The sequence below is a fragment of the Bradyrhizobium sp. 31Argb genome (assembly GCF_043638955.1).
Lineage (GTDB): Bacteria > Pseudomonadota > Alphaproteobacteria > Rhizobiales > Xanthobacteraceae > Bradyrhizobium.
Window position 1 is genome coordinate 1 of record NZ_JBEGDB010000227.1, and the last position, 13,215, is coordinate 13,215.

Consider the following 13,215-nt stretch of genomic DNA (forward strand, 5'->3'; position numbering starts at 1 on the left):
AGGCCGGACATATGGATGCAGCGATCCGATCACCTCAAAAGCTCTTGTGCCACGGGGGCCGTCCACATATGGGTCCCCGCCTTCGTGGGACGACAGCGAGAATCGTAGGATGGGTAGAGCGGAGCGAAACCCATCATTTGCGCGGCTTACTCCATCGCGATGGGTTTCGCTCCGCTCTACCATCCTACAGAGCAGGCATTGGACCGCGCCTACACGCCTTCTTCGTTGAACTTGCTGGCGACGAGTTCGGCGATGGCGTCGAGAGCGGCTTCGGCTTCGGGGCCGGTGGCGGAGACGATGACTGACGTGCCGGGGCCGGCGGCGAGCATCATCAGGCCCATGATCGAGGTGCCGCCGACGGTCTCGCTGCCGCGCGTCACCCAGACCTCGGCCTCGAAGCGCTCGACCATCTGCACGAATTTGGCGGAAGCGCGCGCGTGCAGGCCGCGCTTGTTGACGATCTGGAGTTCACGGGAGATCGCGCCCGCCGGAACCGTCGGGCCGACTTCGTTTTCGCCCGAGCCCTCGGCGCTCATTTGCCGGCAAGGACGCGGCTGGCAATGGTGACGTATTTGCGGCCCGCTTCCTGGGCCATCGCGATCGCATCGGGCAGCGACCGCTCTTCGCGAACCTTCGCGAGCTTCACCAGCATCGGAAGATTGATGCCTGCGAGCACTTCGACCTTGGGCCGGCTCATGCACGAGATCGCGAGGTTCGACGGCGTGCCGCCGAACATGTCGGTGAGGATCGCAACGCCGTCGCCGCTATCGACGCGGTTGACCGCTTCGATGATGTCGCTGCGACATAGATCGGCGTCGTCTTCGGCTCCGATCGTAATTGCTTCAATTTGTTTTTGTGGGCCCATTACGTGTTCGAGCGCTGCCTTGAATTCGTCGGCAAGGCGCCCGTGGGTCACAAGCACTAGACCAATCATCGGAAACTCCTCGCGGGTGCTTCTTGGTGCACCGCACGAACGCGCCACTTTGACCATCCAGAGGCCCCGCGCAAGAGGGCATCTTGGCTATCTCCCGGAATTTGGGGGCGGAGAAATACGGGTCTGCACCGGTCTATTCAGTGGCCATATTGCGGCTGATATGGTTACCGATTTGCCCCAAGCAATCGTCCGCGAGATTACGGGAACATGAACTTTCAGTTGTCGTCAATGCTGCGACAACCAGTAGCAGGGGTGAAAAGCCTATTCCGACGGGGATTCGCGGTAAAAAAACACCGTTTATCTCGGTCTGCAGCGCTTCCGACGGCGGCAGGCGCTCGGCATCGCCGGCGGCGAGATCGACCACCAGCCCGACGATTGCCTCATGTGTGTACTCAACGCGGCGGATGCCGAGCCCGCGAATCTCGATCAGCCCGGCCAATTCCGCGACCGGCCGTATCAGCAATTCTTTGCCGGCTGTGTCGAGATAGACACGGTCATCGCCGACCAAGACGGCCGGCGGAAGCTGTCCAGAGCGGCCGGCGAGGATCAGATCGAAGGCGAGGCGCGACTTGCCGGAACCGGACGGGCCGCGGATCAGCACCGCGCGTTCTCCCACCAGCACTGCGGATGCATGCACGCTGGCGCTCATGGCGCCGGCAGCCTGACCACGAAGCGCGCGCCAGCGACCGTTGGCTTGCCGTCGGCATCAGCAGGACCGGGCCGGTTTTCGGCCCAGATGCGTCCGTTATGCGCCTCGATGATCTGCTTGGAGATCGACAGCCCCAGTCCGGAATTCTGGCCGAAGCCCTGGTGCGGCCGGTCGGTGTAGAAGCGCTCGAAGATGCGCTCCAGCGCGTCCTCGCCGATGCCGGGGCCGTCGTCGTCGACCACGATCTCGATCTCCGAGCGCACGCGGCGGCAGACGATGCGCACCTTGTCGCCCGGTTGCGAGAACGATTGCGCGTTGGAGAGCAGGTTGGAGATCACTTGGCCCAGCCGCGAGTCGTGGCCGGGCACCGCGAAGGTGTCGGTCGGACCGCGGCCCTCGAAGCGGGCTTCGACCGCGACGTCGTGGCCGAGCTTGGTCTCGTTGGCGACCGAGGTCAGCGTCGTCAGCAGGCGGCGCAGATCGACCGGCGCCATGTCCTGGCGCTGCAGCTCGGCATCGAGCCGGCTCGCATCGGAGATGTCGGAGATCAGCCGGTCGAGCCGCCTGACGTCGTGCTCGATCACGGCGAGCAGGCGGGAGCGGCTGCTTTCGGCGCGCGCCAAGGGCAGCGTCTCCACCGCCGAGCGCAGCGACGTCAGCGGGTTCTTCAGCTCGTGGGCGACGTCGGCGGCGAACATCTCGATCGCCTCGATCCGGCTGTAGAGCGCGTTGGTCATGTCGCGCAGCGCGCCGGAGAGATGGCCGATCTCGTCGCGGCGGCGGCTGAAGTCGGGAATCTCGACGCGGGTCTGGATGCGGCGGCGGACTCTTTCAGCGCCATCGGCAAGCCGCCGCACCGGGCCGGCGATGGTGCTCGCAAGCAGCAGCGACAGCACGATCATCACGGCCGCGGCGACGCCGCCGACCTTGAGGATCGCCAGCCGCTCGGCGGTCACCATCTGGTCGATGTCGTCGCCCTGGGTGGAGAGCATCAAGGCGCCATGCACGGCGCGGAAGCGCTGCACGGGGACGGCGACCGAGACGATCACCTCGCCGCGATCGTTGACGCGCACCATGCTGCTCTTCTGGCCGTTCAAGGACTGCGCGACCTCCTGGTAGCCGGTGCCGTTCTCCGGGCCGAGCTCGCGATAGAGCGGCAGATCGCGGCGGTTCAGCCAGGTGCGGATCGCGATCGTGGTCCGCTCGGCGAATCCCGGCTTCTCGGCGTTCGGCGGCGGCAGCTCGATCCTGAACACGTCGCCCTTGCCATAGAGGCTGCGGCTGTCGAGGATCAATCCGCCCTCGCGATCGAAGATACGGGCGCGCGTCTTGGTCGGCGAGATCAGCCGCCGCAGCACCGGCGCGACGCGTTCGGGATTGATCGGGAAGTCGGAATATTCGTCCGGCACGCCGTAGCTTTCGCCGGGCTTGAGGTCGAGCAGCCGCTCCGGATCGATGGTGATGGTGTTGGTCTCGACGGTAGCGGAGGCCGCGATGGCGCCGGCGATGATCTCGGCCTGTACCAGAAGGCTCTGGGCGCGCGCGTCGATCAGGCCGGCGCGGAATTGCGAGAGGTAAAGGATGCTGGCGACGAGCGCGACCAGGCCCGCGAGATTCAGCGAGACGATGCGGCGGGTCAGGCTCGAGAAGGACAGCGCGAAGAAGAACTGCCCGGCGCGACTCAGCCAGTCCAGCGGCCGCCAGCGCTTTGCCGTCGCCTTGTCGGCAAACTGGTCCTGCTCGAGGAGCGCCTGGGCGTCCTCGACGGTCTGGGCTGGGTCGGGCTGCGTTCGATCAAGCACTGGCAGGACTGCCGGTTCGTTGACGAGGGGTGTTATCATGCACGTTATTGGGCCCGCACCCTACCCCATAGGTTCGGACCGTGTCAGTTAACAAAGCGGAGCTTTCGCCGCGGATCAGGCTTCCTTGAAGCGATACCCCACGCCGTACAAGGTTTCGATCATCTCGAAATCCTCGTCGACCACCTTGAACTTCTTGCGCAGCCGCTTGATGTGGCTGTCGATGGTGCGATCGTCGACATAGACCTGGTCGTCATAGGCGGCGTCCATCAGCGCATTGCGGCTCTTCACCACGCCGGGCCGCGTCGCCAGTGCCTGCAGGATCAAGAATTCGGTGACCGTCAGCGTCACCGGCTCGTTCTTCCAGGTGCAGGTGTGGCGCTCCGGGTCCATCCTGAGCAGGCCGCGATCGAGCGCGCGCGTGTCCGGCTCCTTTGGAGCGGCGGTCGGATCCTTGGGCTGGCCGCGGCGGAGCACGGCCTTCACGCGCTCGACCAAAAGGCGCTGCGAGAATGGTTTGCGGATGAAATCGTCGGCGCCCATTTTGAGGCCGAACAATTCGTCGATCTCTTCATCCTTGGAGGTCAGAAAGATCACAGGCAGATCGGATTTTTGTCTGAGCCGCCGCAGAGTCTCCATGCCGTCCATGCGCGGCATCTTGATGTCGAGGATCGCCAGATCCGGTGGCGAGGTGCGGAAGCCATCGAGCGCCGACGCACCATCCGTGTATGTCATGATGCGGTAGCCTTCGGCTTCCAATGCTATCGAGACAGAGGTGAGAATGTTGCGGTCGTCGTCGACCAGGGCGATTGTGGGCATGAGCCTGCTTTCAGTTTTCCAGTTGGCTGAAACGGCGAGCATTCCGGTGATGCGCCGCATAATTGGGCTTCGGACTCGGTCAGCGAGCAATGCAACGTGGGCTGAAGTGTGACCGAGTTCCGCCAAACGCCTCGCCCCCCGCGGACGCGTCCGACCCGTCTAGAGCCCGTTTACCCGAAAAAAGCCCCGAAGTGCAACCACATGGCCAGACAATTACTAGGTAATTTCGATGCAACCGACCGCTGATTTTGACCCTGCCAGGCTGGCCCGTTCCCTGCTCCGGAGGAGCCGGCAAGGCGCCTTGGCGACGCTGATGCCGAAAACCGGTGATCCCTATTGTTCCCTGGTCAATGTCGCGAGCCACCCGGACGGTTCCCCGATACTGCTGCTTTCCCGGCTGGCGGTCCATACCAGGAACCTGCTCGCCGACCCCCGGGTGTCGCTGATGCTGGATGAGCGGGCCGAAGGCGACCCGCTGGAGGGCTCCCGAATCATGCTGGCCGGCCGGGCGGAACAGGCGGAAGGCGACGCCGCAGCCCTCCTGCGCCGCCGCTACCTCGCCGCCCATCCATCCGCGGAAGCCTTTGTGGAATTTAAAGATTTCTCCTTCTTCCGGATCGCCCCCTCCGCCACCCATCTCGTTGCGGGCTTCGGCCGGATCGTCGATCTCAGGCCCGAACAGTTCCTGACCGATCTGGCTGGGACGGAGGGGTGGCTGGAGGCTGAAGCTGAGGCCGTCGAGCATATGAACGAGGCTCACCGCGACGCCATGGACCTTTATGCGACCCGGCTGCTCGGGGCAGAGAGTGCCGACTGGCGCTGCATTGGCTGCGACCCCGAGGGCATGGACATGCAGGCGGGCAAGCGGACGCTGCGGCTGGAATTTCCAGAGCGCGTGCGCAATGCTGCGGAGCTGCGCAAGATGCTGGTTCGGCTCGCTGGCGATGCGCGCGCAAAAAGGTAAGCGCGAGCGGCGCGGCGTCGCAGCGCATGATCATGAGAGCGCCGTCGTCAACGCGCTTGGCATCATGCTTCTTATGCGCAACGACGCGGAACGTTTGCGCGCGCTGCGCATTCTTAACGGCCGTCGAATTCGAACGATGGCGTGTCGACGTCGAGTGAGGCCGTGCAATCAATTCCCATCGCCGATTGGATCGTGCGATCCAAGTGCAACGGCATTGCCGGCGACAAGGCCGATGTCTCATCTCCGCAAACTGCATATCGGGTATTCTACGCGTTGATGGACAACCGCGCGGCGTGTTCGATGGCATTAATTGTGCATCGCAAAGATGTCGGCCATGGATTGATCGCGGCGGATCGTCGCGCGATCCATGGGCAAGAAAGCCGCCTTGCGCTGCAGCAAATGCTTGAACCACATGGGAGCGGATGCCTTGGAATAAACCAAAATTCGGGGACTAGCTTGGCAAGCTCTGATTGCCCCATTATGAGGTCGCTGGACCGGGGCCTTCGGGCTATATTTGTTGTTGGAAAAGGTCACCGCGACTGAGCGCGTTTAGCGACATTCGCGCAATGGGAAACGCGGGTTCGAGGAGGTTCTTCGTGCAAAACACGGGCGTGTACAACGGTGCCTTTGGCGCCGACAAATTCGGCTTAAAAAATCTCAAGCGCGTGCATTGGAATCTTCGCGCGCCGCAGCTCTATCAATATTCGCTTGCGGCAGGCGAGGCCGTGCTCTCGGCCGATGGCGCGCTCTGCGCGGACACGGGCGAATTCACGGGCCGCAGCCCGAAGGACAAGTTCACCGTTCGCGACGCGACCACCGACAAGAGCATGTGGTGGGCGGGCAACCAGTCGATCACATCAGAGCAGTTCGAAGCGCTCTATCAGGACTTCCTGAAACACGCCGAAGGCAAGGCGCTGTTCGCGCAGGATCTCTATGGCGGCGCCGATCCGACCTATCGGATCAAGACACGCGTGTTCACCGAACTCGCCTGGCATTCGCTGTTCATCCGCACACTCCTGATCCGCCCCGAGGCGATCGAGCTCGCAAGCTTCGTGCCTGAGCTCACCATCATCGACATGCCGAGCTTCCGCGCCGATCCCAAACGTCACGGCGTACGCTCGGAGAACGTTGTCGCGATCGATTTCGCCCGCAAGATCGTCCTGATCGGCGGGTCTTATTATGCCGGCGAGATGAAGAAGTCGGTCTTCACCACGCTCAACTATTATCTGCCCGCGCGCGGCGTGATGCCGATGCATTGCTCGGCCAATGTCGGGTCGAAGGGCGACAGCGCGATCTTCTTCGGCCTCTCGGGTACCGGCAAGACGACGCTGTCGGCCGATCCCAACCGTACGCTGATCGGCGATGACGAACATGGCTGGGGTCCGGAGGGCGTCTTCAATTTCGAGGGCGGCTGCTATGCCAAGTGCATCAAGCTGTCGAAGGAAGCCGAGCCGCAGATCTATGCCGCGAGCAAGCGCTTCGGCGCGGTGCTCGAGAACTGCGTGCTCGACGAGGATACCCGCGAGGTGGACTTCGACGATGGCTCGAAGACCGAGAACACCCGTTCCGCCTATCCGCTCGACTTCATTCCCAACGCCTCGCGCACCGGCCGCGCACCGCATCCGAAGAACGTCGTGATGCTGGCGGCCGATGCCTTCGGCGTGCTGCCGCCGATCGCGAAGCTCTCGCCGGCGCAGGCGATGTATCACTTCCTGTCCGGCTACACCGCGAAGGTCGCCGGCACCGAGCGCGGCCTCGGCTCCGAGCCGCAGCCGGAATTCTCCACCTGCTTCGGCTCGCCGTTCCTGCCGCTCGATCCTTCCGTCTATGGCAACATGCTGCGTGACCTGATCGCCCAGCACAATGTCGATTGCTGGCTGGTCAACACCGGCTGGACCGGCGGCAAGTATGGCGTAGGCTCGCGCATGCCGATCAAGGTCACGCGCGCGCTGCTCACCGCGGCGCTCGACGGCAGCTTGCGCAATGTCGAATTCCGCACCGACGAATATTTCGGTTTCGCGGTGCCGACCGCGCTGCCGGGTGTGCCGAGCGAGATCCTCAATCCGGTGAACACCTGGAAGGACAAGGTCGAGTTCGACAAGACCGCTCGTGCATTGGTCGGCATGTTCCAGAAGAACTTCGCCAAGTTCGAGAGCAAGGTCGATGCCGAAGTCCGCGCCGCCGCGCCGGACGTGAAGCTCGCGGCCGAATAGCCTCAGATTTCCGCGAAGAAAAAAGGGCGACCCGCGGTCGCCCTTTTTCTGTTCCGGAACGTGTCTGCATCGCAGCCAGCAACATCCGGAAACACTTCGCAAGCGCCCGTTAACCGCCTTCGGTTCGTAACTCGTGCATCTTGATCAACGGAGCACGGCGGGCGCGATGGGCGACATCATGAGTATTCTTCAGAATTCCTACGCCTCGGCGTCGCTCTCGACGCCTTCCAATACGCCCTATGTCAATGTCGATCCCGCGAGCTACCAGGGCACCTGGGACGGCACCTATTCGAACGGCCAGAAATTCCAGTTCAGCATTTCGCAGGTGAACGGATTCCGCGCCCAGGTGAAATACCAGAGCGGTACAGCCGTCCAGTATCAGCAGGTGCTGATCAAGGATAATTCGTTCCGGATCGGCGACACCAAGTTCACGCTCGCCTCGCAAGGCAATGCGCAGGTGAAGAACGTCATGACCGATCCCGTGTCGGGCAATACGACGCTCGTCACCGGCAACGCGACGCAGGATACTTGAAGAAGGCGAATAGCGAATGGCGAGTAGCGAATTCGGTTGGCAATGGCTTTCATTCGCCATTCCCTATTCGGTATTCGCCCATATCAATCCGGCAGCACCGCGTTGGTCGGTGTCGGGCGGTCGGTGATCTGCAGCCCGAACAGGCTGCCGATCAACTCCACGACAACACGTGCGGTACGGCCGCGCTCGTCGAGGAAGGGATTGAGCTCGACGATGTCGACCGAGCGCACCAGTCCGGAATCGTGCAACAGCTCCATGATCAGGTGCGCCTCGCGGTAGGTTGCGCCACCCGGCACCGTGGTGCCGACGCCGGGCGCGACCGAAGGATCGAGGAAGTCGACGTCGAACGAGACATGCAGCACGCCGTTCCTCGCCTTGACGCGATCGATCACGCGGCGGATCAGCACGGCGACGCCGAATTCGTCGATGGCGCGCATGTCGGCGATGGCGACGCGACGTTCGCGCAACAGCTTGCGCTCCAGCGGGTCGACCGAACGGGTGCCGATCAGGTCGAGCTGATCAGGTGTAATCGAGGCGCGCGGCAGGCCGCCGAGCAGGTTGTCGAGCCCTGGCTCGCCGCAGAGGAAAGCGGCCGACATGCCGTGCATGTTGCCGGTGATTGTCGTGTCGGGCGTGTTGTAGTCGGCATGCGCGTCGACCCACAGTGCGAACAGCGGCCGGCCCTTCTCCTGCCAGAAGCGCGCAACCCCATTGATCGACCCCATCGAGAGCGAATGATCGCCGCCCATGAAGATCGGCACCGCGCCCGATTGCGCCAGCCAGTAGGCGCGCTCGGAGAGCAGGCGGATCCAGGTCTTCACCTCCTCATAGAACTTTGTATTCGCGGGCACCGGCCCGTCCGAAACCACCGCGGGAATGGAGAGATCACCGTGGTCGTCGACGCGAAGCTCCAATTGCTCCAGCACGCGCGCGATCCCGGCGGTGCGCAGCGCCGCCGGCCCCATCAGCGTGCCGGCCTGCGCGGCGCCGATCTCGATGGGAACTCCGAGGAGTGCGATGTGCGAGGGTTTTTGCTGCTCAGCTTCGGACATGTGCCGCTGCTCTCAATTCGTAGGGTGGGCAAAGCGCAGCGTGCCCACCATCGACATTCCGCAAGAAATGGTGGGCACGCTTCGCTTTGCCTACCCTACGCCTTCCTGGTTACGCCTTGAAATAGGCGATCTGCGTGGTGGTGGCGAGCAGGCGGGCGGAGGGCGACCACAACTCGCCGTTCTGGTCGCCATAGCTCTTGTGGAAGATCTTGGCATCGGCAGCCGCCAGCACGCGCGTGATGTCCTCGGCGGCGAGGTCGGCGGCGTCGACGTGGAAATAGGACGTCAGCGACACCGTACCGAACGGCACCAGTTCGCGCTTGGCGTGGAAGACGCGGCCGAAGAAAGCGTCCGACATCGCGATCAGCGAGAGCGCATCGATCTTGCGCGGCGCGCGGTCACTGATCCAAAGCTTGGAATAGGTCTCGGGCGCGGTGCTCGATGGCGTGCCGAATTTTGGCTCGCCCTCGACGAAGCGGAAGTCATACTGCTTGACCCACGATGCCGCGGTCTTGGGATAGGGCAGGGTCTGCTCGAATGGCGTTGCGTCCGGAGACTTCACCTGCTGGTGCGACCAGGACGGGCGGCGCTCGGCGAACACGGCGGTCGCAAGCGTTGCGACCTCGCCGCCGCTCTGCGTCATCTCGACGGACCAGTGCTGGCTCGAGCGATTGGCCTTCACCAGGCGGACATCGAGATCGAAGGCGCCTTGCGCGACCGGCGCGCAATAATTGACGGTGAGTGCAAGCGGATCGCCGGCGCGTTGCGGATGGTCGATCAGCGCCCGCAGGATGGTTGCCGCGGTGGCCCCGCCGAACGGGCCGACAAACGCCCAATAGTCGTCGCTGGTCTTCCCCTGCCAGCGGCTATCGCCGGCAGTGACCGCGGTGGCATCGTCGAAAAGGTGCGGGGTCTTGGTGAGCATGTGATTCCTTGGTTGCAGCCCAAGCGACACCGTCATTGCGAGGAGCGACAGCGACGAAGCAATCCATCCGTCCGCGCGTGTGGAGAGATGGATTGCTTCGCTTCGCTCGCAATGACGGCGCGCGTCATCTGCAGTATCGCGGCTATTCTGCCGAATTCAATGATGTCGGAGGTAATCGATTTCCGTCGCGTGGAATTAGCGCTTGGCTCCCCACTGCGCCTGCTCTTTGAAGGCGCGCGGCGTGGGCGGCTTCACCGGCACGTTCCAGATCTCCTCGGCGTATTCGCGGATGGTGCGGTCAGAGGAGAACCACGGCATCCGGGCCACGTTGAGGATCGAGGCCCGGGTCCATGCCGGCACCACCTGCCAGCGTGCGTCGATGCCGCGTTGGGTGTCGTAGTAGGAATCGAAGTCGGCACTGACCATGTAATGGTCGAGATAGCGCAGCGCGTGGCCGATCGAGGCGAAGCGGGCAGGATCGCCGGGCGAGAACGCGCCGCTCTCGATTGCGGTGATCGCGCGCGCCAGCCGCGGCGAGCTGCCGATCAGGTCGCTGGCATCGAGCCCTTGCTTGCGGCGGACCATGACGTCGCCGGCTTCCATGCCGAAAATCGCGATGTTCTCGGCGCCGACATGGTCGCGGATCTCGATATTGGCACCGTCGAGCGTGCCGATGGTCAGCGCGCCGTTCAGCGCGAGCTTCATGTTGCCGGTGCCGGAGGCTTCCATGCCCGCGGTCGAGATCTGCTCCGATAGGTCGGCGGCCGGGATGATCACCTCGGCCAGGCTGACATTGTAGTCGGCGAGGAAGGCGATCTTCAGCCGACCATCGATCGCGGGATCGTTGTTGACGACTTCGGCGACGTCGTTGATCAGCTTGATGATCAGCTTGGCGTAGCGGTAGCTCGCCGCCGCCTTGCCGGCGAAGATCTTCACGCGCGGCACCCAGTCGCGCTGCGGCTCATCCTTGATCGCCTGGTACAGCGCGACCGCTTCCAGGATGTTCAAGAGTTGCCGCTTGTATTCATGGATGCGCTTGATTTGCACATCGAACAGCGCCGACGGGTCGACCTTGATGTGATTGCGCTCGGCCATCAGCCGCGCCAGCAGCACCTTGTTGTGCCGCTTGACGTCGCGGAACTGCTGCTGGAACGCGTTGTCGCTGGCATGGGACTCGAGCCGCTCGAACAGCGAGAAATCGTCGAGCACGGCTTCGCCGCAGACGTCGCGGATCAGGCCCGTCAGTCTCGGATTGGCCAGCATCAGCCAGCGGCGGAAAGTGATGCCGTTGGTTTTGTTGGTGATGCGCGTGGGATAGAGATGGTGGAGATCGTGGAATACTGTCTCCTTCATCAGATCGGAATGCATCGCCGAGACACCGTTGATGCGGTGCGAGCCGACAAAGGCGAGCTGCCCCATCCGCACCCGGCGGCCCGACTTCTCGTCGATCAGCGATACTGCGGCGCGGAATTCGATGTCGCCTGGGCAGCGCTCTTCGGCGAGCGCCAGGTGCTGCACGTTGATGCGGTAGATGATCTCGAGATGCCGCGGCAATAGCCGCTCGAACAGCTCGACCGGCCAGGTCTCCAGCGCCTCCGGCAGCAGCGTGTGGTTGGTGTAGGACAGCGTCGCGACCGTGATCTTCCACGCCTCGTCCCAGCGGAAATGGTGCAAGTCGACCAGGATCCGCATCAGCTCGGTTACGGCGAGGCTCGGATGGGTGTCGTTGAGCTGCACGGCCGCTTTCATCGCAAGGCTGCGGAGCTGGCCGTCGGCCGAAAGGTGCCGCTTCACCAAATCCTGCAGGGAGGCCGAGACGAAGAAATATTCCTGCCGCAGGCGCAGTTCGCGCCCCGCGGCGCTTTCGTCGTTCGGATAAAGGAATTTGCAAATCGCCTCGGCGCGCGCCTGCTCGGCGCTGGCTGAGACATAATCGCCGGTGTTGAAGACGTCGAGCTTCAACGGATCCGGCGCATGCGCCGACCAAAGTCGCAGCGCGTTGACGCGCTGGCCACGCCAGCCAACGATCGGCGTGTCGTAGGCCATCGCCTCCACGGTTTCCGCCGGGTGCCAGATGGCGATGTCACGACCGTGGTCATCGACATGCTCGACGGTGCCGCCGAAATGGATGTTGTAGACGACTTCCGGCCGTTGGAATTCCCAGGGGTTGCCGAAGCCCAGCCACTCGTCCGGATATTCCTGCTGCCAGCCGTGATTGATGATCTGGCGGAACAGGCCGAAATCGTAGCGGATGCCGTAGCCGATGGCGGGGATCGTCAGCGTCGCCATGCTTTCCATGAAGCAGGCGGCGAGCCGCCCGAGGCCGCCATTGCCGAGCGCCGCGTCAGGCTCGCATTTGCGCAGTTCATCAAGGCCGACGCCGAGATCGCCGAGCGCTCCCTCGAATACGGGCAAGAGGCCCATATTGTTGAGCGCGTCGGTGAACAGGCGGCCGATCAGGAATTCCAGCGAAAGATAATAGACCCGCTTGGCGCCGGCGTCGTAGCTCTCTTTTTCCGCCGTGAGCCAGCGATGGGTGATGCGGTCGCGCAGCGCGAGCGCCGCCGCCTTGTACCAATCGCGCTTGGTCGCCACGCTGGCGTCCTTGCCGATCTCCAGCCTCAGCTTGGCGAGGATCGCGCCCTTGATCTCTGCCAGCGCCAATTCATCGATCGGCTGATTGAGCGCCGGATAGCTTCCTGAGAAAGACTGTTCTTGCAACGCGGCAATCCTGAACTTGGGGGACTCGATCATGATCCGATGAGACGAAATCGGATCATGATCTAATCGCCTTGTTTGAGCATGATCTTTTCGGATCATGCTCTGGACAACGAATGATACGCGTCTTGCACTTCAATCGGAACCGCCCAGCCGGTTGTTGTGCACCGCGCTGGTATGATTTTATGCAAGGACCGGGCCGATTTTGCGACCTCAAGGCGACGCGCTTCGGTGGTATGGTTACATATTAGGCGGCACAATCATCATCACCGAGAGGGCACCAATGAGACTGCTGATCGAAATCGCAGCCGCTGTGTTGTTCATCGTCTGCATCACCGTCACCAGCGCCGCTTTCGCCGCCGGCAAGCCCGGGCGCAGCGCCGACGGCTTGACCTGCGGCTTCAGCATGCCACAAAGCGCAACTCCTGCCGCCCGCTGTGCCGCCATCAAGCGGCAATGCGGCGGCAGGTTTTACGCGAACTATTGTGGCGACAAGATGCTGTCGGCGATGTGAGACGGGGGCGATCTGCTTCGTCGTCCCGGCGAACGCCGGGACCCATATGTGGACGGCCCCCGTGGCACAAGAGCTTTTGAGGTGATCGGATCGCTG

At 63.2% G+C, this 13,215-nt stretch carries 12 protein-coding genes; 4 read left to right on the top strand and 8 right to left on the bottom strand.

What is annotated here, in order from left to right; all coding sequences use genetic code 11:
* Nucleotides 1-209: 209 nt before the first annotated feature.
* The 5 genes from AAFX91_RS31130 to AAFX91_RS31150 form a co-directional block, all read right to left on the bottom strand.
* The gene (locus AAFX91_RS31130; RefSeq protein ID WP_130582325.1) at nt 210-536 is read right to left on the bottom strand and encodes an HPr family phosphocarrier protein; all 327 of its coding nucleotides are present in this window, start codon (nt 534-536) and stop codon (nt 210-212) included.
* On the bottom strand, nt 533-934 hold the full coding sequence (locus AAFX91_RS31135; RefSeq protein ID WP_027579987.1) for a PTS sugar transporter subunit IIA: 402 nt from the start codon (nt 932-934) through the stop codon (nt 533-535). Before AAFX91_RS31135 ends, AAFX91_RS31130 begins: the two co-directional genes overlap by 4 nt.
* 133 nt (nt 935-1,067) lie before the next feature.
* Nucleotides 1,068-1,583 carry an HPr kinase/phosphorylase gene (locus AAFX91_RS31140; RefSeq protein WP_394569162.1) on the bottom strand — a complete coding sequence of 172 codons (516 nt, stop codon included), beginning with the start codon at nt 1,581-1,583 and terminating at the stop codon, nt 1,068-1,070.
* Nucleotides 1,580-3,385 carry a stimulus-sensing domain-containing protein gene (locus AAFX91_RS31145; protein ID WP_394569163.1) on the bottom strand — a complete coding sequence of 602 codons (1,806 nt, stop codon included), beginning with the start codon at nt 3,383-3,385 and terminating at the stop codon, nt 1,580-1,582. Before AAFX91_RS31145 ends, AAFX91_RS31140 begins: the two co-directional genes overlap by 4 nt.
* A gap of 114 nt (nt 3,386-3,499) precedes the next feature.
* A complete protein-coding gene (locus tag AAFX91_RS31150; protein WP_027579989.1) occupies nt 3,500-4,201 on the bottom strand; it encodes a response regulator transcription factor in 702 nt (233 codons plus the stop codon).
* 229 nt (nt 4,202-4,430) lie between these two features.
* On the opposite strand from AAFX91_RS31150, the gene AAFX91_RS31155 reads away from it, so the two are divergent.
* The 3 genes from AAFX91_RS31155 (at nt 4,431) to AAFX91_RS31165 (ending at nt 7,910) form a co-directional block, all read left to right on the top strand.
* Nucleotides 4,431-5,165, top strand: a complete 735-nt coding sequence (locus AAFX91_RS31155; protein WP_394569164.1) for a HugZ family protein — start codon at nt 4,431-4,433, stop codon at nt 5,163-5,165.
* Nucleotides 5,166-5,761: 596 nt separating this feature from the next.
* Nucleotides 5,762-7,378, top strand: coding sequence for a phosphoenolpyruvate carboxykinase (locus AAFX91_RS31160; protein ID WP_394569165.1), 1,617 nt, complete (start codon nt 5,762-5,764; stop codon nt 7,376-7,378).
* Between the two features lie 166 nt (nt 7,379-7,544).
* Nucleotides 7,545-7,910, top strand: coding sequence for a hypothetical protein (locus AAFX91_RS31165; protein WP_394569166.1), 366 nt, complete (start codon nt 7,545-7,547; stop codon nt 7,908-7,910).
* Nucleotides 7,911-7,993: 83 nt separating this feature from the next.
* On the opposite strand, the gene rocF is transcribed toward AAFX91_RS31165, so the two are convergent.
* The 3 genes from rocF to AAFX91_RS31180 all read right to left on the bottom strand — a co-directional run bounded on the left by rocF (nt 7,994) and on the right by AAFX91_RS31180 (nt 12,608).
* Nucleotides 7,994-8,962 (bottom strand): arginase, encoded by a 969-nt coding sequence (rocF, locus tag AAFX91_RS31170; protein WP_394569167.1) that lies wholly within the window; start codon nt 8,960-8,962, stop codon nt 7,994-7,996.
* Nucleotides 8,963-9,071: 109 nt separating this feature from the next.
* A complete protein-coding gene (locus AAFX91_RS31175) occupies nt 9,072-9,887 on the bottom strand; it encodes an acyl-CoA thioesterase (RefSeq protein WP_394569168.1) in 816 nt (271 codons plus the stop codon).
* 195 nt (nt 9,888-10,082) lie between these two features.
* Nucleotides 10,083-12,608 carry a glycogen/starch/alpha-glucan phosphorylase gene (locus tag AAFX91_RS31180; protein ID WP_394569169.1) on the bottom strand — a complete coding sequence of 842 codons (2,526 nt, stop codon included), beginning with the start codon at nt 12,606-12,608 and terminating at the stop codon, nt 10,083-10,085.
* A gap of 280 nt (nt 12,609-12,888) precedes the next feature.
* On the opposite strand from AAFX91_RS31180, the gene AAFX91_RS31185 reads away from it, so the two are divergent.
* Entirely contained in the window at nt 12,889-13,119 is a 231-nt protein-coding gene (locus tag AAFX91_RS31185) for a hypothetical protein (RefSeq protein WP_130582317.1), read from the top strand.
* Nucleotides 13,120-13,215: the final 96 nt, after the last annotated feature.

Excerpts from the sequence above, each read along its gene's own strand:
- AAFX91_RS31175 (WP_394569168.1), bottom strand. The coding sequence starts at position 9,887 with ATGCTCACCAAGACCCCGCACCTTTTCGACGATGCCACCGCGGTCACT.
- AAFX91_RS31185 (WP_130582317.1), top strand. The coding sequence starts at position 12,889 with ATGAGACTGCTGATCGAAATCGCAGCCGCTGTGTTGTTCATCGTCTGC.
- AAFX91_RS31130 (WP_130582325.1), bottom strand. The coding sequence starts at position 536 with ATGAGCGCCGAGGGCTCGGGCGAAAACGAAGTCGGCCCGACGGTTCCG.
- rocF (WP_394569167.1), bottom strand. The coding sequence starts at position 8,962 with ATGTCCGAAGCTGAGCAGCAAAAACCCTCGCACATCGCACTCCTCGGA.
- AAFX91_RS31165 (WP_394569166.1), top strand. The coding sequence starts at position 7,545 with ATGGGCGACATCATGAGTATTCTTCAGAATTCCTACGCCTCGGCGTCG.
- AAFX91_RS31155 (WP_394569164.1), top strand. The coding sequence starts at position 4,431 with ATGCAACCGACCGCTGATTTTGACCCTGCCAGGCTGGCCCGTTCCCTG.
- AAFX91_RS31150 (WP_027579989.1), bottom strand. The coding sequence starts at position 4,201 with ATGCCCACAATCGCCCTGGTCGACGACGACCGCAACATTCTCACCTCT.
- AAFX91_RS31140 (WP_394569162.1), bottom strand. The coding sequence starts at position 1,583 with ATGAGCGCCAGCGTGCATGCATCCGCAGTGCTGGTGGGAGAACGCGCG.
- AAFX91_RS31135 (WP_027579987.1), bottom strand. The coding sequence starts at position 934 with ATGATTGGTCTAGTGCTTGTGACCCACGGGCGCCTTGCCGACGAATTC.